The 22,386-nt window shown below is 68.0% G+C and carries 14 protein-coding genes; 5 read left to right on the top strand and 9 right to left on the bottom strand.

What is annotated here, in order from left to right; genetic code table 11:
• Positions 1-34: 34 nt before the first annotated feature.
• Both AB0M63_RS05085 and AB0M63_RS05080 read right to left on the bottom strand, forming a co-directional pair.
• Positions 35-319 carry a hypothetical protein gene (locus AB0M63_RS05085; RefSeq protein ID WP_366018396.1) on the bottom strand — a complete coding sequence of 95 codons (285 nt, stop codon included), beginning with the start codon at positions 317-319 and terminating at the stop codon, positions 35-37.
• Between the two features lie 394 nt (positions 320-713).
• Positions 714-1,334 carry a DUF2637 domain-containing protein gene (locus tag AB0M63_RS05080; RefSeq protein ID WP_366018395.1) on the bottom strand — a complete coding sequence of 207 codons (621 nt, stop codon included), beginning with the start codon at positions 1,332-1,334 and terminating at the stop codon, positions 714-716.
• A 1,994-nt stretch (positions 1,335-3,328) separates the two neighbouring features.
• Here AB0M63_RS05080 and AB0M63_RS05075 point away from each other — a divergent pair.
• Both AB0M63_RS05075 and fxsT read left to right on the top strand, forming a co-directional pair.
• Positions 3,329-4,819 carry a hypothetical protein gene (locus AB0M63_RS05075; protein ID WP_366018394.1) on the top strand — a complete coding sequence of 497 codons (1,491 nt, stop codon included), beginning with the start codon at positions 3,329-3,331 and terminating at the stop codon, positions 4,817-4,819.
• 191 nt (positions 4,820-5,010) lie between these two features.
• Positions 5,011-8,916, top strand: a complete 3,906-nt coding sequence (gene fxsT / locus AB0M63_RS05070) for an FxSxx-COOH system tetratricopeptide repeat protein (protein WP_366018393.1) — start codon at positions 5,011-5,013, stop codon at positions 8,914-8,916.
• A gap of 8 nt (positions 8,917-8,924) precedes the next feature.
• Here the strand turns inward: fxsT and AB0M63_RS05065 are convergent, their stop codons facing one another.
• The 4 genes from AB0M63_RS05065 to AB0M63_RS05050 form a co-directional block, all read right to left on the bottom strand.
• On the bottom strand, positions 8,925-10,643 hold the full coding sequence (locus AB0M63_RS05065; RefSeq protein WP_366018392.1) for an HEXXH motif domain-containing protein: 1,719 nt from the start codon (positions 10,641-10,643) through the stop codon (positions 8,925-8,927).
• Positions 10,644-10,794: 151 nt separating this feature from the next.
• Complete coding sequence (locus AB0M63_RS05060) at positions 10,795-10,983, bottom strand: hypothetical protein (protein ID WP_366018391.1); 189 nt, start codon at positions 10,981-10,983, stop codon at positions 10,795-10,797.
• A 104-nt stretch (positions 10,984-11,087) separates the two neighbouring features.
• Positions 11,088-12,113 (bottom strand): trypsin-like peptidase domain-containing protein, encoded by a 1,026-nt coding sequence (locus tag AB0M63_RS05055; protein ID WP_366018390.1) that lies wholly within the window; start codon positions 12,111-12,113, stop codon positions 11,088-11,090.
• Positions 12,114-12,877: 764 nt separating this feature from the next.
• Positions 12,878-13,447: a lamin tail domain-containing protein gene (locus AB0M63_RS05050; protein ID WP_355911950.1), complete on the bottom strand. Its 570-nt coding sequence runs from the start codon at positions 13,445-13,447 to the stop codon at positions 12,878-12,880.
• A gap of 338 nt (positions 13,448-13,785) precedes the next feature.
• Between AB0M63_RS05050 and AB0M63_RS05045 the strand changes: the two genes are divergently transcribed.
• Complete coding sequence (locus AB0M63_RS05045) at positions 13,786-15,186, top strand: acyltransferase (protein WP_366018389.1); 1,401 nt, start codon at positions 13,786-13,788, stop codon at positions 15,184-15,186.
• Here AB0M63_RS05045 and AB0M63_RS05040 read toward each other — a convergent pair.
• Positions 15,104-17,488: an endonuclease/exonuclease/phosphatase family protein gene (locus AB0M63_RS05040; RefSeq protein ID WP_366018536.1), complete on the bottom strand. Its 2,385-nt coding sequence runs from the start codon at positions 17,486-17,488 to the stop codon at positions 15,104-15,106. The genes AB0M63_RS05045 and AB0M63_RS05040 overlap by 83 nt on opposite strands.
• A 395-nt stretch (positions 17,489-17,883) precedes the next feature.
• Here AB0M63_RS05040 and AB0M63_RS05035 point away from each other — a divergent pair, with 395 nt between their 5' ends.
• Positions 17,884-19,641 (top strand): beta-ketoacyl-[acyl-carrier-protein] synthase family protein, encoded by a 1,758-nt coding sequence (locus AB0M63_RS05035; protein ID WP_355911944.1) that lies wholly within the window; start codon positions 17,884-17,886, stop codon positions 19,639-19,641.
• 20 nt (positions 19,642-19,661) lie between these two features.
• On the opposite strand, the gene AB0M63_RS05030 is transcribed toward AB0M63_RS05035, so the two are convergent.
• Complete coding sequence (locus AB0M63_RS05030) at positions 19,662-20,672, bottom strand: Ku protein (RefSeq protein ID WP_366018388.1); 1,011 nt, start codon at positions 20,670-20,672, stop codon at positions 19,662-19,664.
• A gap of 54 nt (positions 20,673-20,726) precedes the next feature.
• Between AB0M63_RS05030 and ligD the strand changes: the two genes are divergently transcribed.
• Positions 20,727-21,608: a non-homologous end-joining DNA ligase gene (ligD, locus tag AB0M63_RS05025; protein ID WP_366018387.1), complete on the top strand. Its 882-nt coding sequence runs from the start codon at positions 20,727-20,729 to the stop codon at positions 21,606-21,608.
• Positions 21,609-21,678: 70 nt separating this feature from the next.
• On the opposite strand, the gene AB0M63_RS05020 is transcribed toward ligD, so the two are convergent.
• Positions 21,679-22,383 carry a Clp protease N-terminal domain-containing protein gene (locus AB0M63_RS05020; RefSeq protein WP_366018386.1) on the bottom strand — a complete coding sequence of 235 codons (705 nt, stop codon included), beginning with the start codon at positions 22,381-22,383 and terminating at the stop codon, positions 21,679-21,681.
• Between the last annotated feature and the right edge of the window lie 3 nt (positions 22,384-22,386).

The following is a 22,386-nucleotide window of genomic DNA, read 5'->3' as shown; positions in this document are numbered from 1 at the left end:
GCGGCCCTCAGCTCAACGGCCTCGACCGCCCGGGTCAGAGTGATTTCAACGGCGTACAAGGTCTGCGGCTCCGGCCACCTGTCCGGATCGGCTCATCCGCCGCCCACAGCACTACCCCCGCCTGCTCCAGCCGATACTCGAACTCCGTCGCCAGATACGTGTGCCGCGCAATCCGGTCGATCGACTCACAGATCACCGCATCGAACCGCCGCTCCGCACGGCCCGCCTCCCGCAACAGATCCCCGATACCACCATCTCGCGGCACCGGAATCTCCATCCGCTCATGGCCGACCCCATGACCGCGGTCGGCAAGAGCCATACGCCCCGACTCCACGTCATAGAAATGGGCCGTGATGACCGCACCTACGGGCAATGCCTGCTGGCACACCCGTAGCTGCCGGGGCAGCGACAACGTCGGATTCTGCTGATCAAAGGTCGACCTCCGACCCACCCATGCCACCAGAACCGTCCTCCCGCCCACAGCGGAACAGGGATCGCCACGGCCGCGACGCGATGCCGCTCCGTCCGTACGCCGCGAGGCGGCCCATACCTGAATCGCCTCCGGGCTACCCACCCACCGCCCCTCACCCAGCACCAACCGGAACCCGCCATCGACTTTCGGCTACTGCAACTCTTGGCTGCCAGCCCCTCGGGAAAACCACTCCAAACGGGTGCAATTGGAGATCGTCAAGGCAGTCCTGAAACGTCAGCACTCACTCTCGTACGCCGCCATTACGACTCACCCGCACCAAAGCCACCAACTGCCTCGACCGGTCCGCACCAATCCGCAGCTCCTTCCGCAGCGACTCCGCCGAGACCGGACGCTGATGCAGCTCCCGATGCCGGGCATCCATCCGCCGAGCACGCTCCAACAGCAGATCACCACCACGTTCATGGCCGTCGCCCTCGGCGTCCCCCGCACCCCCGCGCCCCGTCTCCGCCCGGACAGTCGGCCGGTGCGCCAACAACTCCACCGACAACAACAGCGCAACCGGCGGCCACCCCGCCACCAGCACCGGCTTCCAGGCCAGCGCAGGCGCCGCCGCAATATTCGCGGCCAGGGACACCGCGATCCCCAACAGAAAAGCCAGCCACACCACATACCGTCCCCGACGGCCACCATTCGGCGACGGTTTCAGCAGACCGACCGTCGCCAACAGCAACAACCCGTCCACCGACAAAGGCCACAAGGACGCGCTCACCCCATCCGCACCACCCAGCAGGGCGAACTCCCGCTGATGCACATACGAGGCATACGCAGCCACCCCCGCAACCACCAACGCACAACCCCGCCGCAACCACGCATCAAGATCAGACAAGCCGCTCTCCGCCACCCGGCGCGGCTCCCCGCTCGGGACAGACTCGGCACCCGAGGCGTTCATCGCGCCGCCGCCCCCCACACCGCAGGACGGAACCGCCCCTCCACCACCAGCCGCCCAACAAGAAACCGCTGGTCAGCCCCGCAACCATCTGCGAATAGTCCCCCCGGGGGCACCTGTTATGAGGTGCCTAAAGACCCCGCCATCAGCGCGTTAGCTGAGTGCGGGGTCTTCGCGTGTGTGCAGGCGGATCCCATTTTGTCCGCGAACTGTGCCGAGGGAATGCACTGCTGTGGCCTCCCCCTGCCCGGCCCAGTGCAGACTAGCCCCGCATGGAGGACACCATTGCGGTTGCGCTGATCACTGCCTCATCAACCTTGCTGGGAGGCGCCCTCGCGGCGTTCATTGCCGCCAAGACAACGGGCGGGCAACCGGACTCACAGGAGAGACAGGCGCAACAAGACCGCAGCGAGCAACGAGGGTCACGACGGCGTGAGCTCCAACGTGACGCGTACATGCAGTTCCTCAACGAGCTTGACAGGCTGAATCGCGAGCTGGCCGCTGCCTGGTCCGCCCCCGCCCCGTCCGAAGGAAGCACAATCATCGGACAGTTCAGAGACACCACATGGCAGCTGAGAGAGGTCGAACCTGATCGCGTGAGGGCCCCAAGAACGTAGCGACAGCAGTGGAGCCAGCCGTCCGTAGCGTTCTTGACCAGGTGCACTCGTTGAATCAGGTGGCGACCATCGCTGCACACCTTGGCAGCCGTGACGTGCTCTTGGAGCTTCGTGAAGACGAGTGGGAGACGCATTCGGACCGTTGCCGAGGAGCACACCAAGAGTTACTGATTCAAGTGCTCGCGGAGCAGCCGCACCAACGGAGGCGGTATCGGCACGATGCGCACCTCGCCATGGGCGCGCTGTTTCAGGCCGCACCGATCGTGCGCCTCACCGGCGTCGGTCCACGCCGTACTCGCCGTAGGACGCGTCTACGCCAACTCGATACGACCCCACCCAGTTTCGGGAAAAGTGCAGTTGGAACGGCGAAGACCCAGCGCCTCCTCCCGGCCTCATGGCCGCGCAGTACAGGCACCCGAAAAACGCCCGCAGCCGCCCATTGGCCTGGTAGTCGTAGCCACCATGTACGTAAGCGCCGTCAGCAGCTCCCGAACCTGCCGAGGATTGCCACAGTCGGGCGGAGTCCCGCGACTTACATGACCGCGTAGGAGCGCACCCGGCGCCGGTCCTTCTCGCGGCCTTCTGTCCCGACGTACGAGACCGAGGCGAGGAGTTGAGCAGCCTGCGTCCTGTTCACGAGGACCCGGGGGCCACGCGGTCCGATGCAGCACTCATCGCCATCTTGCTAGCGGTGAGTGGATTCTCTGTCAGAGGCCTGCACTCGATGGCGTGTTCAACCGCGGCGTTGAGTACACGCCGACGGCGACGGGAGGCATCCCCGGCGTGGGGAAGGCGGCTTCCCCACGCTCGGCCTGCCGACGGCGTTCCAGCAGCCAGTGGTTGCGGAGGACGTCGGCTTCAACTCGCTGCGGCGAGGTTCCCTTCCGAAGGGAGGTGTGCAGAAGCAGGTTGCCAGGTCAGCTGCTGGCCGTTCATCTGTGCGGGCATCATCCCGACGCAGGAGCAGGCCTCGAGGTCCGGTCGAATCCCTGCATGCTTTCCCTGGACGCGACCTGGACGCATCCTGGCCAGTTGCCGACTCGGGGCAGCCGTCAGAACTACGTCATCGCGACTCCGATCACTCCCCAACTGGCTTCCGATGGGCCTGACCTGACGCGAAGTATTGGGACGTCGCATGCATCCGACCTCTCCCGTAGGTCGCTACACCGATCGAAATGTCCTTTGCGTAGCGTCCTGCCGCTCTCGGGCACCAACCAGCCCAACTCATGGGTCGATTACGACCTTTCGAGCCCATGTCGTCCGGGAAGGCTTAGTCGTAGGCTGTCCGAACCAGCGGGCAGTGACTCGATGACAGCCGGGGGGAGGTCACGGGTGGGAGAGCGCACCTCCGCACGTGTACGCAACGAGCTGTTGGCCGCAGTCACCCGCGTTCTGACGGCCTCGGAGACGATGCGCCGGCAGGTCGGCGTGGACATGGTGTTGCACGATCTGACCGCGGAGCTGGGGCCGGGTACGACGTTCGAGACGCGTGGGGATGGTCCGTTGGCCTTGTGGATGCGCCAGTTGGTGCATTCCTGTGCGGCGGCCGACGAAGGACTGCAGGCGCTGGCTCGCTGTGTCGGCTATTCCGAACAGAACTCGGACACCGTTCTCGCGCTGTGGCGGCTGGCGGATGAGTGGGAGGCGGTCGCCTTCTTCGAGGACGCGGATCTGCATCCTCTGCGACCGGTCCTGGAAAGCATCCGCTCCGCGTCACTGCTGACCCGACTGACCCGACGCGCGAGTCACGCCCGCACGCAGGAGTTGGAAGCGTGGTGCGACACCGGCTGGGAGGTCTTCCTGCGTCTGGCGGGCGACAATGCGGCGGCGGACGAACTTCCCCCAGCCATGGCCTTCCTCGCTGTCGTCGCCGAGTACCTGGTCAAGGACGGCCGCAGCAAGGAAGCCGAGGAGTTGCGGCGATGGAACCGCAGCCAGGCTCAACAGCGGGGACTGACGGACGCGATGGCCGGCTGGCAGCAGGACGCCTATCTCGCCCCCGGTGAACCCTCCCTCACGCCCGCCTACTTATTGATCCAGCTGGAGCCAGACGGCGTCGACAAGGACTGCTACTACCTGGCGCACTGGCGTCAGTCCGACTCCGACGGATGGCACCCGATCCCCGGGGAGACGCTCAAATTCCACCGGGACGACCTTCCCGGCGCGGTGGACCGCCTCATCGAACAGACCGAGGAGCGATGGGCGGATCTTCGCCAGCCGGTGATCATCGAGTACATACTGCCGTGGGAACTGCTCGATGAACCGGTGGAGTGGTGGAGCAAGGAGCTCGACGCCCCCATCCCGACCCCTCTGGTGATGGACTACACCGTGGTCCTGCGTTCCTTCGACCGACTACGCAAAGCAGCATGGCACCGCCCCTGGAACAACCGTTGGCGCCAGTTCAAGGACAGACCGGCGGACAGCCGTTCGTACTGGAGCACTCCGGACGGATCCGCGTTCCACCTGGAACGGGAACTGAAAGAGGACGACCAGATCGTCTGCCTGGTGCTCAGCGAATCGCCCCGCACAGACTCAGGACCGGCCCGCCAGGAGTTCGTCGCAGCTCTGCGTGCCGGAATTCCCGCCCTGCTGTGGGACAGGAGCGGTTCAGGGGTCCGCTTTCGTGAGGCTGCCGCGGACATCGTCCGCGACGGCGGGCTGGCCGGGCTGCTCGAAAGCACTCGCCGCTGGCGCAACGAGGCACTGGCTCTGGGACCCGAGGGGTGGGACGGCCACGTCGGCCGTCATCTGGCCCTCCTCCTGGACGACCCCGAACGACTGCCCGGACCGTCTGCTCCGGCAAGTGGCCAGGGCAGCCCGTGATCTGAAATTGCTTACGAGCGGGGGAGATTGGAGGCCGCAGTCCGTGATGCCGGAGACGCATTCGAGAGCGTGCAACCACCTGGCTCCAGCCCGGGTAACCTGCCCTGTGCACGGGGTGGTTGTCGCAATTGTCAGCGGAGACGCGTCCCCGTCACCCCGCCGACTCCGCCGCCAATCCCCTGTGAGTGACCATGTCCAATGACGACGCTTGGCGCGGTCTCTTACGCTCTGGAACAGACACCGCGCACCTGTGGCAGACACTGCCCCCGGCAGACGACGGGGGCATCTCGGAGGCGGTCCTGGTCGTCGACGCCCATGTGAGCATGCGCGTATGGGACGACGTCGTACAGGAACTCCCCCAGACGCTGAGTACGCATTTCACCCATGTTCGGGTTGTCCGCCTGCTGGGCACGGACGAGACGGTTCCGTCTCGCGTGAGTACCGATTCCCCGTTCGGAGCAATGTCCGAGGGTATCCGCCGGGTGATTCTTGTGGTTACCGACGGGCTTGCGGCCGGTTGGCACCTGGGCACCGTGCAGCCTCTGCTCCGTGACTGGACTCTGACCTGGCCGCTTGCAGTGATCAATGTGCTGCCGCCCCACCTGTGGTTCCGCACCGGACTGGATGTGTCCCACGTTCAGGTGAAGGCGCCGGCCGTCTGGAGCGCGAACACTTGGTGGCAGTGGCGGCAGCGGGAAGCACCCACAGGACTCTGGTCGGCCGACCCGGCGGGGACGGAAGAGGAATCGGAGAGCACCGCGGAGGCCGATGCCCCGAGCGTCGTTCCCGTACTGTCCCTCACCCAACACGGAGCACGCGCTCTGTTCGTGGTGCTCAGCGACACCGAACCTCATTGGCGGGATCTGCCCGCCCTGTTCGCCCACCGGTGGAAGGCACGACCGGATTCCGCGCGGGCGCTGCCCTGGGCAAACGAGTTTCTCGCCGCTCACGGACCGCCCTCCGCCGCGAACCGTGTCTCCGACTTTCGAGCCGCGGCGTCGCCCACCGCTTTCAGACTGGCGACACGCCTAGCCGCCGCACCGCTCAGTCTGCCCGTCCTCCGCGCCCTGATCGCCTCCACGGCCGGAGCGGGCCCGGTCCACGCCTCCGAACTGTTCCTAGGTGGTCTGGTACGCCCCACCGGAGTCCGCGAGGACTCACCGGATGCCGTCGTCTACGACTTCCTGCCGGATGCGCGCGAGCAACTGCTCGCCGCAGGCCGGCGCAGTGCGACGCTGCGGACTGTGCGTGAGGTTCGGGCAGTGCTCGCCGGCGCCCCGGCGAACACTTCTTTGCTGCCGCCGACGTCAGCGTCATTGTGCGACCTGACGAGGCCCACGATCACAAGCCGCAATGCCTACTTCCACCGTGTGGAGCTCAGCGCGATGGCGGCCCTCTCGTTCCTTGAGCGTGCCGCCCTGCTGCGCGAAGCCTTGCGCTGGCACGATCAGCGGCATGCGCCCCGCCTTCCCGGTGATCCGCCCCCTGCATCTGTCGTCACTCCGCCTATACACCCCACAGAAGACGAAGGAGTAATGCGCATGACAACGACGCCTCAGCGTCCGGAGGAAGGAGTGAGGACCGCACAGCCTCGCATTTGGAGCTTGCCGCCCCGAAATCAGAATTTCACAGGGCGGACCGAACTTCTTAATCTGCTGGACGAGAGCCTGGGCGAAGGCACGACGACCGTATTGCCCGAGGCAATTCACGGCATGGGCGGGGTCGGGAAAACGCAACTTGCTATTGAATACGCCTATCGCCATCAAGCAGAATTTGACATCATCTGGTGGATCCCTTCCGAACGTCCAGGTCAGATCGGCCAATCACTGGTCGAACTCGCCAGGCGGTTGGGGCTGACCACCACCTCAGAAGTCAACGTCGCCGGTCCTGCGGTTCGCGAAGCACTGCGTGAGGGAAAACCATTTTCCAGGTGGATGCTCATCTTTGACAATGCGGACAGTCCGGAACAGGTACGCCCCTATTTCCCGACGGGCGGCGCGGGAACCATCCTCGTGACCTCTCGAAACCGGCGCTGGGGACTCGTCAGCGGATCTCTCGAAGTGGACGTATTCACTCGGGAAGAAAGCAAAGAGCTACTGCGCGGTTCGGGTCCGATACTTCAGGAAGAGGAAGCCGAGGCGCTGGCTGAGGCTCTGGGCGACCTTCCGCTGGCACTGGTTCAGGCAGCAGCGTGGCGCGCGGAGACAGGAATGCCCGCATCCGAGTATCTGCGACTCTTCGAAAGCAAGAAGAACGAACTCCTGGAAACCGCTCCGCCGCCAGACTACCAACTTCCTGTCGCGGCCGCCTGGAACGTCTCCCTGGACCACCTGGAGACACGCAGCCCCGCCGCACTCCGCCTGCTCCAGTTGTGCTCGTATTTCGCCCCGGACCCGATCTCCCGGAAAATCCTGTCCCGCCGTGAAAGCAGTCCGGACGACCCTTTCCCCGAGTTGAATTCAACACTCAGCGACCCGATGAAGCTCGCGCGCGCTATTCGGGAGATCAACCGGTACTCGCTAGCCCGAATCGATCACCGCACCAACTCCATCGAGATGCACAGGTTGGTGCAGCACGTTTTGATCAACCGTATGAGCCCCCAGGAGCAAGAACGTATGCGCGAGAGCGCCCACCGCCTGATGGCGACAGCCGACCCAGGGACCCCGACCGACCCGACGAGCTGGGGACGGTACGCCGAGCTGTACACCCATGTGATGGCTTCAGACGCCCTCCGGTCCAGTCAGTCCTGGACCCGGGACCTCGTCATCAATGTCGCCAAGTACCTTTACCACTGGGGCGAGCATGAGGTGGCCGTCGACTTCTCAGAATCCGCTTGGAAGACCTGGCTACAGCTCTTCGGCGAGGAAGACCACCAGACACTGCTGATGGGTCAGTGGCTGACCTGGATGTATTGGACGGTCGGGCGGTACCAGGAAGCGTCCAGCCTCGTGGAACAGGTCCGGCAGGTCTACGACCGTGTCGCTGACCCAGATGCCGAGAGCACCCTCGACGCCATCGACACCGAAGCAGGCGTCCGCCGTGCCGAAGGCCGGTTCCAGGACGCTGTGGAACTCAACCGCGTGGCCTACGAGCGGGCGGTGAACGCGTTCCGCGAGGACGACCCTGTCACTCTCAACATCGCCCACAACCTAGGTGTGAGTCTTCGTCTGACCGGCGCTTTCCGGGAAGCGCTGGAACTCGACCGCAGGACCTGGGAACTCAAGCTGCGCGTCTTCGGCCGCGACGAACAGCGAAGTCTCATCACCGAGAACTCGATCGCCATCGACGTGCGGGAGATCGGGGACTACATCGTTGCTCGCCGCCTCCAGGAAAGCGCCCTAAGCGCGTCACGCGAGCTGTTCGGCAGCGACAACCCGAACACCATCGACACCGTGCGAGAACTCGGCATCGCATGCCGGAAGGCAGGCGATCACGCCCGCGCCCTGGAGCTGGCCCTGGAAACCCAAGAGGGCTTCACCCGCCGCTATGGCGAGACCCATCCCCGCTCGCTGGCGAGCGCGCTGACACTGGCCATCGCCCTGCGCCAGAACGGCGATCTGGACTCCGCGCACGCTCGCGGACTTCAGGTCTGCGCCGGTTACCGCACGGTCTTCCACGAGCGCCACCCCTACACCATGTCGGCAGACGTGGGCCTCGCGGTCTCCGAGCGCCTCCTGGGACGGCCGGAAGAGGCCCGGCTGCTGGACGAGGCGGCGCAGGAGGCATTGGTCGACGTGGTCGGTCCCCTGCATCCCTTCACTCTGGTGACGGCGATCAACCTGGCCAGTGATCTGGCTGACCTGGGCGAGCACCAAGCGGCCGCGGACGTCGGACGGGACGCGCTCGCCCGGTGTCTGCAGACGTTTGGTCCGGACCACCCCACCACCCTGGCGTGCGCCGGAAATCTCGCCCAGGACTTGGTCTCGGTCGGCCTGATCGACGAAGGCAACGCCCTGCGTCGGGACACTGGTGAGCGGCTTGAGCGGGTACTCAACACATCTGCCGCCGGGGAGGAGAACACCGCGCCGCACCCCGCGGCCGTGGACTTCCGGGCGGGCCTCCGAGCCAACTGCGACATCGACCCCCTGCCTCTGTGACAGATAACCTATCCACCGTTGGCAAGCCACGTGGCCAACCGCAAGGGATCACTCGGTCGCACTCCTGCGGCTGTCAGAGCTTCCTGAACGGCTCTGGCCCTCTCCGGGAAACGAAGCAGGAACCGGGCGGCCTCGTGATGCACGGGGTCGTCCGCCAGTGCTCGCCCCAGAAGCGCCCAGGAAGCCGCGGGAGGGTCCTGGGTTTCCATCTGTTCCAACAAGCCTCGGCGAGCGGCCGGCCGCTCGCCGAGCGCCAGCAGTACATCTGCCCTCGTCGCCCCGCCCACCTTCGCCTCTGCCCGTGAGGCCCACTCCCCTGTCGAATCCGTGATGACGTGCCGGGCGAGAGTGGCCGCGACGTCGAGACTGACAGCCTGGGCATCCGGCACGGTCCTCGGCGGTGCGCCCAAGGAGACCGGCGGAAGCGCGTCCCCCCGCCTCCAGGCACGCACGGTCTCGTCAACGGCCCGCACATCCGGTCGTAGATGGTGGGCGCGCCATCGAGCGCTGTGATCGACGATCGCATCGCGCGCCAGCCGCATCCCCGTCCGTGACACCTCTTCGGCCCGCCACGCATCGCAGTGCTCGATCACGAGATCCACCAGCTGGCGCCCTGCGGCCGTCAGCCGGTGGTGCCGTCGGAGACCCGTCAGGACGGACCACACCTGGTCACGGCAGAGGGCGAACTCAAAATCCGCGAGCAGTGAGCCCGATCCTTCGGATTTTCGTCGATGAGCGCGCCAGAAGCGCGCCACGCCGAAAAACGCATAAAATCCCTGAATTAATCCCTCCAATGGCCTTGGGTCATCACGCCAAGGCGCATAGAATAATTCCAGGCGATCCTTTGGACTTTCCAGCCTTCTCGCCAGGGATTCAAGATGGATCAGCGCGCCGAGCTTTATATGCTGAAATTCATGCACCAAAGTGGCGGCGAACTGGAGAGAGGTGTCGGGCAGAGACGCGCTGATCCCACCGAATGCCTCGCCGGCCGAGCTGCTGTACGGGCGGAATTCCTCCCGTGCTTCCACCGGAGCTATGGAAAGAAGAGGCCCGCGACGTATTTCTTCGGCCACTTCGGAGTCATCACGGGTGAGGATGTTCCACGCCTCCGTCAGCACCAGACGCCAGGCCTCCTTCTCCTCCCCACTCAGGAGACGAGGTTCTTGAGGTGTCGAGAAGTTTCGACAGGGGTCGTGCTCGTCCAGCACGAGATCCAGGGCGTCACCGCGTCGACCGACCGTCAGTCGACAGGTCGGCGACCAGCCAGGAACGTGGTGCCGCCAGTCGGGTCCCGTCCGCACCTCCGCACCGGCGGCGTCGACGATCCGCAGGGAGCCGCCCTGACCGGAGGCCCGCCCGATCGCCCACGCCCGCCGCCTTCGCTCCTCGAATCGCACGCAGCCCAGACCCGGCAAAGAAACGATTCCCCACTGGATAGGCACTTCCAGCGAGAAGGACAGCCGGGCGCGGGTCGCAGCGGCTATGGCCATGGCGGAAAGACGTCCCGCAGCCACCCGTAAAGGAAGTGGCCTCGCAGACTTGTCACCCTGTAGCTGCCGCAGGACGGACGTGACCCAGATGCCCGTTCCAGGGGTCATGAGAATCTCTTCCACCGCCTGAGGCGCCACGCCCTGGGCTCGCTCCAGCAAGGACCAGGCGATGACAACGCCCGCTCCGGCATCGGCGTCCTGACGCGCGAGGCCCAGGAAGCCACGCAGGAGCAGCATGCGGCGGCTGCGTTCGGCCCTCCTCAGCTCACCGACAAGCCGGCCCGGGTCGGGATCACGGACAAGCGCTGTGACATCCTCCGCGGAGATCCTGTGGAACGCCGGGCGACCTCTCGCCATGCCGGCTTCAGCACCCACAGCTCCCCCTGCGTCACTCCGCACGAGACGGGTTGCTGCCGCCGGCCCTCACCGAAAAGGGGTCGTTGAGGTCACTCATCAGGTACTCAAGCGACTCGGTCACCTCTGGGCCGTCCATGGAGCGCAGTTCCTCAAGAGATATGCCCGAAAGGTCCATGACTGCGGAACCATTCTCGGGCTCAGCCTGCTCTGCGGCTGCCAAGTCCCCTCCAGTTAACGGCCATTGACCCATGCGGCACCCCTTCCCATAATGACCCAGAGCAGGGCTTCCCGAAACCCTGCGTACCAGCCAGCAACCACATCGGTTCATGCGTATTTGAGCGCCAATCGCTCCACTACGTACTCGACTTGGCGGACTTCCTCCGAGCCCTGCTCCCAGTTTCGCAAGGCGTGGACCAGCGTGCCGAAGGTGCCCGGGTACCTCCGGCAAGTGAGCAGGAGACCGTGCACTTCGGAACGGAGCCGGCTGTCCCTCGGACGCTGGACCGCGAGCAGCGGATCGGAATCCTCCAGAACCGAGTCCAGCCCGTCGGGCCGACGCATCACCCGGAGAGTGACAATTGCATCCGTCAATTGCCAGAGCTCCGCGGGACTCAAGTGGGACAGCAGACGGGGCGGCAACACAAAAGTCGACGGCTCCCCGGCACCCGGCAGACTCTGCGGCAGGCCGGCATGCCTGCGCATCGTCTCCAGCTCTTCTTCCCGCAGGACCTCGTACCAGCGGCTCACGCGAACAGCGGCAAGTCGGTTCAGACCATCTGCTCGATGGTGTCTGGCCATCACACCGATGATCGCGTCTCCGTGCCAGACGACGGCGCCGGACATGCCTTCCCAGGGAGAGCGATGCGGCTCGACCTCGTCGGCGGGCGACGAGACACCCACCTCCAGGGTTCCCTCACGCCGGTTCGACAGGACGGAAACCGTGCCGTCCACGTGGCAGGAATCGCGATAACGCGTGGGCACCTCGGGCTCGGCGAGTCCCCTCCGCGCAGTGGCCCTGCGCATTTTGAACAGGGGAAATCCCACTGCCGACACCCGCAAGGTCGCGTCGACGTCCGGCACTCCGGCGAAGCGCGGGTGCGCGAGCACCGCCTGGGACGCCGGAGGCATGTCCACCAGCTCCAACAGCGCCAGGTCCGCCTCCTCCGAGGAGAGAAGGACCCGAGCTCCCGTCGCCCATTCAGCCGGGCGATCGGCTTCGAAGCGGACGCGCAGCGCGGACGTCGGCCCCTCAACAACGTGCGCCGAGGTGATCACATGATGCCCCGACACCCGGTACCCCGAGCCTCGTCGGCCCGGACCGGCGATGCCCTGCCAGATCACCTCGGCCACTCGGCCAATGTCCAGCCCCGTCGGACTCCTCCCGGGTTCGCCCACAGGAGCCCTCTACCCCGCGCCCGCCCGGCCTACGCTGTTGCGGGGGCCCAAGCCTTCACCCCGTCAGGCAGGTGGCGGCTCGCAAGGGCCCGGCGTCCGCGCAATCGAACTGGCCACTTTCGTCAGGGAATTGAGGAAGCAGCTCAGCCCCCCCCCGGAGACGAGTCCCAGTCACGTCCGCTTCGAGCTGGGCCCGGTCGAGAGCAGGCGACGGTCGCGGTCGAGCAACACCGCGGCGCGTCAGGGAAGATCGGCTTGTGGGCGGTAAGACGAACATCGATACGGCCACCACCGCGGCCCATACCCATCGCATCACAACAACCCTGCAACCGGTCCTGATCCCACCTGATGGCACCGTCACTGCACCCTGATTGATCACTGGCCAGGAACACGCAGACGAACCCTGACGAGCTCGTGCGCGGATGACCGCTGTTGGTGCGAGAGCGGTGCTGCGACAGCCTGGATGGTGTCGCTCAAGAGCCCGGAAGTCTCGATCTCGCCGACGCTCTCAACCACCGCGTCCAGCACGCGGAGCCGAAGGCTGGGAGCAACAGTGCAACCTCCTGGGCAGCAGGCCAGCACCAGTGGCGCAAGGAGCCTCGCGACAAAGCCGTCACCGTGCAGTTGCCCGCCACACACCCCAACGGCGCGCCGCCCCCGGATGGGACGGCGCGCCGCAGGTCTCACGTCACTGACAGGACGTCATGGTGCCGATGGGGTCAGCGGTGCCCGCCGCCACCCCCGTGGCCGCCGCCCTCGTGACCGCCACCGTTGTGACCGCCACCGTCGTGACCCCCACCCCCGTGGCCGCCGCCGTTGCGGCCGCCCCAGGACTGGTCGTCCACCAGGCGGCGGTGGTCGTTGCGGAGGGTGGCCGTGTCGGAGCGGTTGTCCCAGACGTAGTCGCGGCGGCCCTGGTAGAGGTCGCGCATGTCGTCGCGGCCCTTGCCGGTGTGGACGCGGACCGTGGCGTGGCCGGCGAGGCGGTAGTGGTGGAAGGTGTAGGTCTGGCCGTCCTTGTTCGAGAGCTTCCAGCCGTCGAGGTTGACGCCGTTGCGGGTGTGGTTGGTGATCTCGACCCACTCGTTGTTGAGAGAACGGGCGGAGCGGTCGTCGTGTCCCGGAGAGTCGTACTGCACGCGGCTGATCTCCACGCTCGGCCGGGCCGCGTGGTCGGCCGCGGTCGCCGGCAGTGCCGCCGCGCCGACGAGAGCACCGGCCGCCAGAGCGGCTGCGGCCAGACGACGGACGGACACGGAAGGTGAAGAGGTCACGGGTTCCCCCAGCATGGTGCGGGCACCTCCCTGGATACGGCAACGGCCGGACCCCGGGCTGTGCGGTGTGCGGGTGGCGGCCTCTTGGCCGCACATCCACACCTTCTCCGCCGTACCGGCGGGATATGAGCGATACGTGAACGGCGTTACGAGTCAGTCGCATTTCCGTGACTCTCACCTGCATCATCCATTTATGCGCGTGATGCACCAGGTTGACGGCCCGATGGAGCCAGGGGCCTTGTGCGTGCTGGTCCGGGTTCCGTGATCGCCACGGTGCGCCACCCCAGGGCCGCCGAAGCCATCACCCGAAAGTGAGTAACGGTGGACCCACGCCTACGGCACCATGACCTCTCATGGGGAGCTTGAGCGGGGGCCGGGATCGCTACGTCGACTTTCTGCGGGCGTGGGCGATCGTGCTGGTGGTGTTCGGGCACTGGCTGATCACCGGGTTGGTGCGGGAGCCCGACGGGACCATCAGCGCACCGGAGTTGCTCGCCACCGTGCCCTGGACCCAGTGGCTGACCCTGGGGTTCCAGGTCATGCCGTTGTTCTTTCTGGCCGGTGGGCATGCGGCCGGCGGGTCCTGGGCGCGGGCCCGGGCGGAGGGTCGTACGGCCACGGGGTGGGTGGGGCGGCGGGCGTTGCGGATGCTGCTGCCCGCCGGGGTGTACAGCGGGCTGGTGCTGGCCGCCGTGGCGATCTGCTCGGCGGCCGGGGTGGACCGGGGCACCCTCGCGCTCGTCGGGTGGGCCATGGCCATGCAGTTCTGGTTCCTGCCGGTGTATCTGCTCCTCAGCGCGCTGACTCCGGCCTTGCACGCGGCACATCGGCGGTGGGGGCTGCGCGTGCCGGTGGCCATGGGGGCGGTCGCCCTGGTCGCCGACACGCTCGTGGTCAGTGGGCATGTGGCCGGTCTCGGGCTGCTCGACTATCTGCTTGTGTGGGGCGTTGCCTACCAGTTGGGCTTCTGTTGGCGGGATGGGATCGTGACTGAGCGGTCCTCGGTCCCGGTCCGCATGGCCGTGGGCGGTGTGCTCGGCTTCGCGGTGCTCGTCGGCTTCGGGCCCTTCCCGGTGAGTCTGATCCTCGTCACCGGGCAGCATCCCAGCAACACCAATCCCCCGTCCGCCGCCATGCTGACCTGGGCAGTTGGGCAGTCCGGGCTCGCGCTGCTCCTCGCGCCCGTGCTGCGGCGGCTGTTGGAGCGCGGCCGAGTGTGGGGGCTGGTACGGCCGTTGGGCGGCGCCAGCATGACGCTCTATCTGTGGCACATGCTGCCCGTACTGATCGTCGCCGGTGCTTTCTATCTCACCGGGCTCGCGCCCGAACCCGCCTACGGGTCGGCGAGTTGGTGGGCGCTGCGCGTGCCCTGGCTGGCCGTGCTCGGGGGCGTGCTGGCGGGGGTCGTAGTGGCGCTGCGGCCGTTGGAGCGTGGGCTCGCGGTCGTCTACGAGCGGACCCTGCCGGGTGATCGGCCGCGCCGGGCCTGGGCGTTGTGGGGCGGGCTGGCCGCGAGTGTGGGTGCGCTGATCTGGTTCGCGGGGCACGGGTTCGCCTACGAGGGGCGGTTCCCGGTGCTGCCCGCGCTGGGGCTGGCGGTGGGTGTGGGGCTGGTCATGGCGGTGGGGCGGGACGGTCGAGGCCGTCCCGCCCCACCCGACCTCAACGGCCTTAGCGCCTACGGCACTTGGACACGTCGATCCGTACGATCTGCGGGTCGTGGTCGCTCGCCTGGTCCGCGAACTCCGCGTTGATGTGCACGACGTCGTAGTCGAACGACGTCACCGCGGGGCTGGTCAGGATGTGGTCCAGGGTCTGGGAGTTGCCGTCGTAGACGTAGGTGTAGCGCTCGGCGGCGGGCAGGGTGGTGATCAGGGGCTTGAGGACGTTGCCGGCCGTCAGGGTGGTGACGGTCTGCGAGAACTCGTAGTCGTTCAGGTCGCCCAGGACGATCGCCTTGGCGTTCTTGTCCGCCGCCAGCAGGGACTTGACGAAGGTGTTGACCTCCGCCGCCTGGGCCGCGCGCTGGGTCTCCGAGCTGCGGGCCGGGGGCTGGTAGCGGCCGTGGATGGGCTGGTCGCCGCCCTTGGAGATGAAGTGGTTGGCGACGACGAAGACCTGCTCGCCCTGGAAGGTGAACTCGCCGACCAGGGGCTTGCGGCTGTCGTCCCAGGCCGCGTTGGTCGGGTCGATACGGCCCGGGGAGTAGGTGAGTTCGACGCCCCTGCGGGTCTTCACCACGCTGGTGGCGGTGGTCGCGTCGCCGCCGGTGTGGTCGGTGAAGGAGACCCGCTTGGGGTTGAAGAGGAAGACCTGGCGGATGTTGCCGCCGGGCTCGCCGCCGTCCTGGTCGTTGGTCGGCGAGATGTAGCGCCACTTGTAGGCCGGGCCACCGGCCGCGCGGACCGCGTCCGTGAAGCGCTTGAGGGTGGCCTCGGCCGTCACCGTGCCGTCGTCGGTGGCGCCGTTGTCGTCCTGGATCTCCTCCAGGGCCACGATGTCGGGCGAGTCGAGGTTGACTGCGACGCCCTCGGCGAGCCGGTCGAACTTCTCCTGGACGTCGAGCGCGTCCAGGTTCTCGACGTTGTACGTGGCGACCGCCAGCTCGTCCTTCTTCTGACGGCGGGTCACCTCCTGCTTCAGGCCGTTGTCGACGAGGGTGCCGAGCTGGGTGGCCTGGACGTTGTAACCGCCATAGGTGGAGTAGTCGAGGGGGCCGGTCGTGGCACCTGACAGTTCGTCACCCACGTTGGCTGCGGGGAAGGTTGACGTCGTGTCGAGCGACATCACCTCTATACGGCCCGTGTTGGGCTGGTCGTAGGAGGAGTAGAGCGTGCCGCCGCGGGACGTCGCGTTCTCGTCCGGCTTCACCGTGACCCACAGTTCGCCGTAGGCGTCCGAGGCGCCGACCACGCGGGCGTCGGCGAACGTGACCCTCATGCCCTCCAGGGATTCGTAGAAGTCCTGGGCGTAGACGGTGGGTTGGAGGGCGAGGGACTCGATGCTGCCGCCGGACGCGGTCGGGATGTAGGCGTCGGGGACCGAGGTGGCGTCCAGGGTCACGGCGTCCGGCAGCGCGTTGCCGCTGGAGAGGACGGTGGTCGTCGGGCCGCCGATCTCGGTGTTCGACTGGCTGGTGCTGCTCGGGTAGTACTCGCTGACCTTGCCGGTGACCAGGACCGAGTCGCCGACCGCGACGGTGGGCTTGGCGGAGCCGGTGTAGACGAAGACGGCCTCGCTGGTGCGCGGGTCGGTGTCGGGGGTCGGGTCCTGGATCCAGTAGCCGAGGGAGCCGCTGCTGCGGACGCCGGTGACGATGCCCGGGACGCGGGTGACCGTCTGGCCGGCGTACGGCGAGAGGCGGGTCGTGCCCTGGATGTCGTGGACGCGGACGGTGCCGGGGTCGGTCGGCGAGCCGCCGTCGTCGCCGCCGTCGCCCGAACCGGGCGTCTGGCCCGCCGAGTTGACCGGGGTCGGGGTGCCCGCGGTGAGGTCCGCCGCGTTGTCGTCGGTGTCCGCGAGGGAGTCGGCGCGGGCGACGGACGCGGTGTTGGAGGCGCCGGTGGCCGGGCCGCTGCCCTCGCGGACGACCGCGGTGCCGTAGCCCGTGAGGTCGACGACGCTGGGGTCGGCCGCGCAGTCCGCGGCGGTCTTGCAGGTCAGCGCGGTGGTGCCGGAGACCAGGGCGATCGTGCCGGTGGTGGCGCTCATGGCGATCGAGCCGCCGGCGTCGGTGGTCGGCAGGGCGGTGGTGCCGCCGCTGCCGGTGCCCTCGCCGACGAGGTAGCGGGCGCCGGGGGCGATCGCGCCGGTGAGGGCGGTGACCTGCCAAGTGGAGCCGGCGGAAGGCGAACCGGGCAGGTACTGCACGCTGTAGCCCGACAGGTCGTACGCGGCGGAACCGGCGTTGCCGAGTTCCACGAAGTCCCGGGTCAGGGTCGCCCCCGAGTTGCCCCCGCCGCCGTACACCTCGGCGATCACGGCCGAGGCCGACGGGGTGGCGGACGCGGCGGGCAGGGCGGTGAAGGCGAACGCTCCCGCCGTACCGACGGATATGAGCGCGTAGGCGGTGCGGCGGGCGCGGGGTCTGCGTCCCTCGGGTCTGGACACGCTGGCGGTCTCCTCGTGCTTCGTGTAGCTGCCGATACCGGTGCCTGTGGGGAGTCGGCTCAAGTTACGCGCGTAGAAAGGGAGTTGCCAGAGGGCCTTGCGTTAAATCCAGGGAACAAGTGCGTGCGACGGTGGCGGGGCGCCGGCCGCGAAAGTGACCTTCCACACATAAGGCCAGTGATCAACTAGGGCAACTCGCCCTATTCGGGCGAGCCTTGAGGGCCTCCGGACCGCAACCGGTTCACCTTTCAACCGTGGCATTTTCCGGTTTCGTCCAGTTCACTCGGGATGGCTTGCCGCAGGGCATAAGCCCGTTCCGTCCCCAGGAGGCGTGTAGAGATATGTCCCATTCATCCGATTCGCCGCAAGTCCCCTTCGCTCCCCACCCGGTGACCGCCGCCGAAGTCATCCCGGGCGACCTCATCGCCCTGACCCCCGACGACGCCGAGCGCGCCTGCTGGTACGTCGTGACCCACACCCTCCCCGAGACGCCCGAGACGATCCGGGTCACCCTGCGGCCGCCGCTCGGCGGGACCGACCGCGACGAGGTGCTCGGCCGGGACCGCCGGGTGACCAGCGCGGGCCGGCGACTGGATGTCGGGGCCGTGCCGCGGCTCGTCTCCGACGACCTGGCCGGCGTCGAGTTCCATGACGGCGACCGGGTGACCTCGCTGCGGGTGGTCGATCCGGGGGCCGACGAGCTGTCGTACGAACGGCGTTGGGGTGTGTGGCACCGCGACCTAGACGGGGGCTCGGGGGAGGTCGCCTCCGACGCCGAGATACGGGGGCGGGCGGACGAGGAGTGTGTCGTACGGCACTATCCGCGGCCGGAGCGGGAGGTGACCGCGCACGGGCCGCGGCGGGTCGTGGTCACCGGGCTCGGTGCCGTCACACCGCTCGGGGTCGGGGTCGACGAGCTGTGGCGGGGGCTGCTCGACGGCCGGCACGGGATCCGGGAGCTGGACGGCGAGGAGTTCGCGGAACTGCCCGTGCGGGTGGCCGGCACCGTGCCCGTCGACCCGGCGGAGCTGCTGCCGCGTCAGGCGGCGCGGCGGATGAACCGGGGCGCGCAGTTCGCCGTGCTCGCCGCGCGGGAGGCGTGGGGCGACGCCGGGTTCGTGGCCGGGGGCACCCGGGAGAGCGGGCTCGATCCCGAACGGGTCGGCGTCAGCCTCGGGGCGATCCTCGGGGACGCGTCCGTACTCGTCGGCGCCGACCGCCGCCTCAGGGACGGGCGTTCCGTCTCACCGCTCACCACGCCCATGACCGTGCCCTCGCAGGCCGCCTCCCAGGTCTCCCTCGACCTGCACATCACCGGCGAGGCCCGCACGGTCACCGCCGCGTGCGCCTCCGGCACCGAGGCGATAGGGGCGGCCATCGACCGCATACGGTACGGCCGTGTCGACGTCGCCCTCGCGGGCGGGGCCGAGGCGGTCGTCACGCCGGCGATCATGGCGTCGTTCGCCGCGATGCGGGCCTTGTCCACGCGCGGGGTGGCGGACGGTTCGTCGCCGTCCCGGCCGTTCGGGAAGGACCGGGACGGGTTCGTGAACGGGGAGGGCGCGGGGGTGCTCGTCCTCGAGGCCGAGGAGCACGCACGCGCGCGTGGAGCGCGGATCTACTGCGAGGCCGCCGGGTGGGGACTGTCCGCCGACGCGCACCACATGGCGGCTCCCGATCCCTCGGGGGCCGGGGTCGCGCTCGCGGTGCGGCGGGCGGTGCGGGACGCGGGCGGGCATGTCGTGGACGTCGTCCATGTGAACGCGCATGCCACGGCGACGGTCGAGGGCGATCTCGCCGAGGCGGGGGCGCTGCGGGCCGTGTTCGGGCGGCGGGCCCTTCCCGTCACCGCACTCAAGGGACATCTCGGACATCTGCAGGGTGCGGCGGGCGGGGTCGAGGCCGTGGCGACCGTCCTCACGCTGCATCACGGGGTGGTGCCGCCGACCGTGGGGAGCGGGGAGTTGGACGAGGCGATCGGGCTGGATGTGGTGACGGGGGCGGTGCGGGAGTTGCCCGGGGGCGGCGACCTCGCTCTCAGCAACTCGTTCGGGTTCGGGGGGCACAACGCGGTGCTGGCGTTGCGGCGGGTGATCTGACCGACAGGGGAAGAGGTGGCTCACGCGGTGCGCTTGCGCGGGGCCGCCTTCTTCGCCGGGGTCTTCTTGGTGGCGGTCTTCTTCTTGCCCTGTGTCGTCTTCTTCGTCGACGCCGACGCGGGAGTCGTGGACTTCTTCGCCGCCGTCTTCTTCGTCGCCGTGGAGGTCGACTTCTTGCCGGTGGCCTGTTTGGGGGTCGCGCGCGGCGAGAGCGGTCTGACCTCGGCCTTCTCCCCCGTCCCCTCGCCGCGCGACTCCTTCGCCTCGCGGACGCTCTTCTCCAGGGCGGCCATCAGGTCGAGGACCTTGCCGCTGCGGGCCGGGGCCGGGGACTCCGCGGGCTGTTCCCCGGAGGCCTTGGCGGCGATCATCTCCTCGACCGCCTCGCGGTAGTCGTCGTGGAGGTCGGCGAGGTCGACCTCGCCCAGGGTGTCCATCAGGGCGTCCGCGAGGTCGAGTTCCTTGTCGCGGACGGTGACGCCGGTGTCGGGGGCGACGTCCTCGGGGGCGCGGATCTCGTCCGGCCAGAGCAGGCCGTGCATCGCGATCACGTCGTCGACGACGCGCAGCATGCCCAGGCGTTCGCGGCCCCGCAGCGCGTACTTCGCGATAGCCACCTTCTGGCTCCGCTTCAGCGCCTCGCGCAGCAGGGTGTACGGCTTGGCGGCGGGGACGCCGTTGGCGGAGAGGTAGTACGCCGCGTCCATCTGGAGCGGGTCGATCCGGTCGGCCGGGACGAAGGCCACGATCTCGATCGTCTTCGCCGTCGGGATCGGCAGGTGGGCCAGGTCCTCGTCGGTGATCGGGATCATCGTGCCGTCCGCGTCCTCGTACGCCTTGCCGATCTCGGACTGGGTGACCTCGCGGTCCTCCAGTTCGCAGACCTTGCGGTAGCGGATGCGGCCGCCGTCCTCGGTGTGGATCTGGCGGAAGGAGATCGAGTGGCTCTCGGTCGCGTTCACCAGCTTGATCGGGATGCTGACCAGGCCGAAGGAGATGGCGCCGTTCCATATGGATCGCACCTGCGGCACCCACCTTCCGTTTCCTCTGGGCGATTCATCACGTTTACGTGGGATTCTCATCGTATGACGCCGATCACAGAGGTGGAGGGGCGAAGGCTCACGCTCAGCAATCTGGAGAAGGTGCTGTACCCGGCGACCGGCTTCACCAAGGGCGAGGTCCTGCACTACTACGCCACGACCGCCGAGGTCCTGCTGCCCCATCTGCGCGACCGGCCGCTGTCCTTCCTGCGCTATCCGGACGGGCCCGACGGCCAGGTCTTCTTCGCCAAGAACGTGCCGCCGGGTACGCCCGACTGGGTCACCACGGCCGAGGTGCCGAGGTCGGAGGGGCCGGCCCGGATGGTGCTGGTGCAGGATCTGGCGTCCTTGATGTGGGCGGCGAACCTCGTCACCGAGTTCCATACGCCCCAGTGGGTGATCGGGGCGCCGGGGGATGCCGACCGGCTGGTGTTCGACCTCGATCCCGGGCCGCCGGCGACGGTCGTCGAGTGCTGCGAGGTCGCGCTGTGGCTGCGGGAGCGGTTGGCGGCGGACGGGATCGAGGCGTACGTCAAGACGTCCGGGGCGAAGGGGCTGCATCTGCTGGCGGGGGTGGAGCCGGCGCCTTCGGGACGGGCCGTCGAGTACGCGAAGCAACTGGCCGTGGAGGCGGAGCAGGCCCTCCCTCGGCTCGTCGTCCACCGGATGACACGGAGCCTGCGGCCCGGGAAGGTGTTCGTCGACTGGAGCCAGAACGCCGCGCGGAAGACTACGGCCACGCCGTACACCCTGCGGGCGCGGAGCGAGCCCGGGGTGTCGGCTCCGGTGACGTGGGAGGAGGTGGCGGGGTGCCGGTCGGCGCGTCAACTCACCTTTCTGGCACCGGACATGGGGGAACGGCTGGGGGAGTACGGGGATTTGTTGGCGCCGTTGGTGGGTGGGGGGAGGGCGGGGGTGGTGCCGTGAGGGTCGCATGCTGGAGTACCCGCCAGGGAGGCCGTGTCGACCCGGTCTCCCGTCACGGTCGATCGTTCGGTTACCGCTTGTCGCGGGCCGCCGGCCGCTCCGCGATCCCGGCGCTGACCATCTCCTGAAGGCCGTCCGGGGTGAAGCCGAGGTTGCGGAGGATCCGGGCGGCCGGGCTCTCCTCGACGCGGATCAGGCCCAGGAGGGTGTGTTCCGTGCCGACCCAGTCGTGGCCGAGGTCGGCTGCGGCGCGGCGGGCCTGGCCGATGGAGTCCTTGGTTTCCGGGCGGAACGGGATGTGGCCCCGCAGCGCCTTTTCACCGGCCGGGGGCAGCGCCTCCCCGATCGCGTCGCGGACGCGTTGCTCCGAGCCCGCCTTCGCGATCAGCACCTCGTAGGCCAGCCCCCGCGGTTCGCCGAGCAGGCCGAGCAGGAGGTGTTCGGTGCCGATGGAGTCGTGCTTGTGCGTGCGGGCCGCCTCCTGCGCCAGCACGATGCTGTGCCGGTTCAGGTTGGTGTAGCGCTCGAAGGGGCCGGGTGCGTGGCGTTGCTGGGCGGCCTGCTTGGACACCCCGATGGCGTCGCCGATCTCGGTCCAGGACGCACCGGTCCGCTTGGCCTTGCTGACGTAGTGGTCGATGAGCTGGTCACCGAGGTCGGACAGGGTCTGGGCGCGCAGGCGCGCTTCACTGACGCGGGCCAGCTCGCCCGCTTCCGGGAGTTCCTCGTCGAGTCGGGCGATCAGGTCGGCGAGGCTGATGTCGAGTGGACTCATGCG

Origin of the sequence: Streptomyces sp. NPDC051576, assembly GCF_040681835.1 — a bacterium.
In the GTDB taxonomy this organism is placed as follows: domain Bacteria; phylum Actinomycetota; class Actinomycetes; order Streptomycetales; family Streptomycetaceae; genus Streptomyces.
The sequence above is the reverse complement of the archived record's forward strand: the minus strand, read 5'-3'. Positions and strand labels throughout refer to the sequence as shown.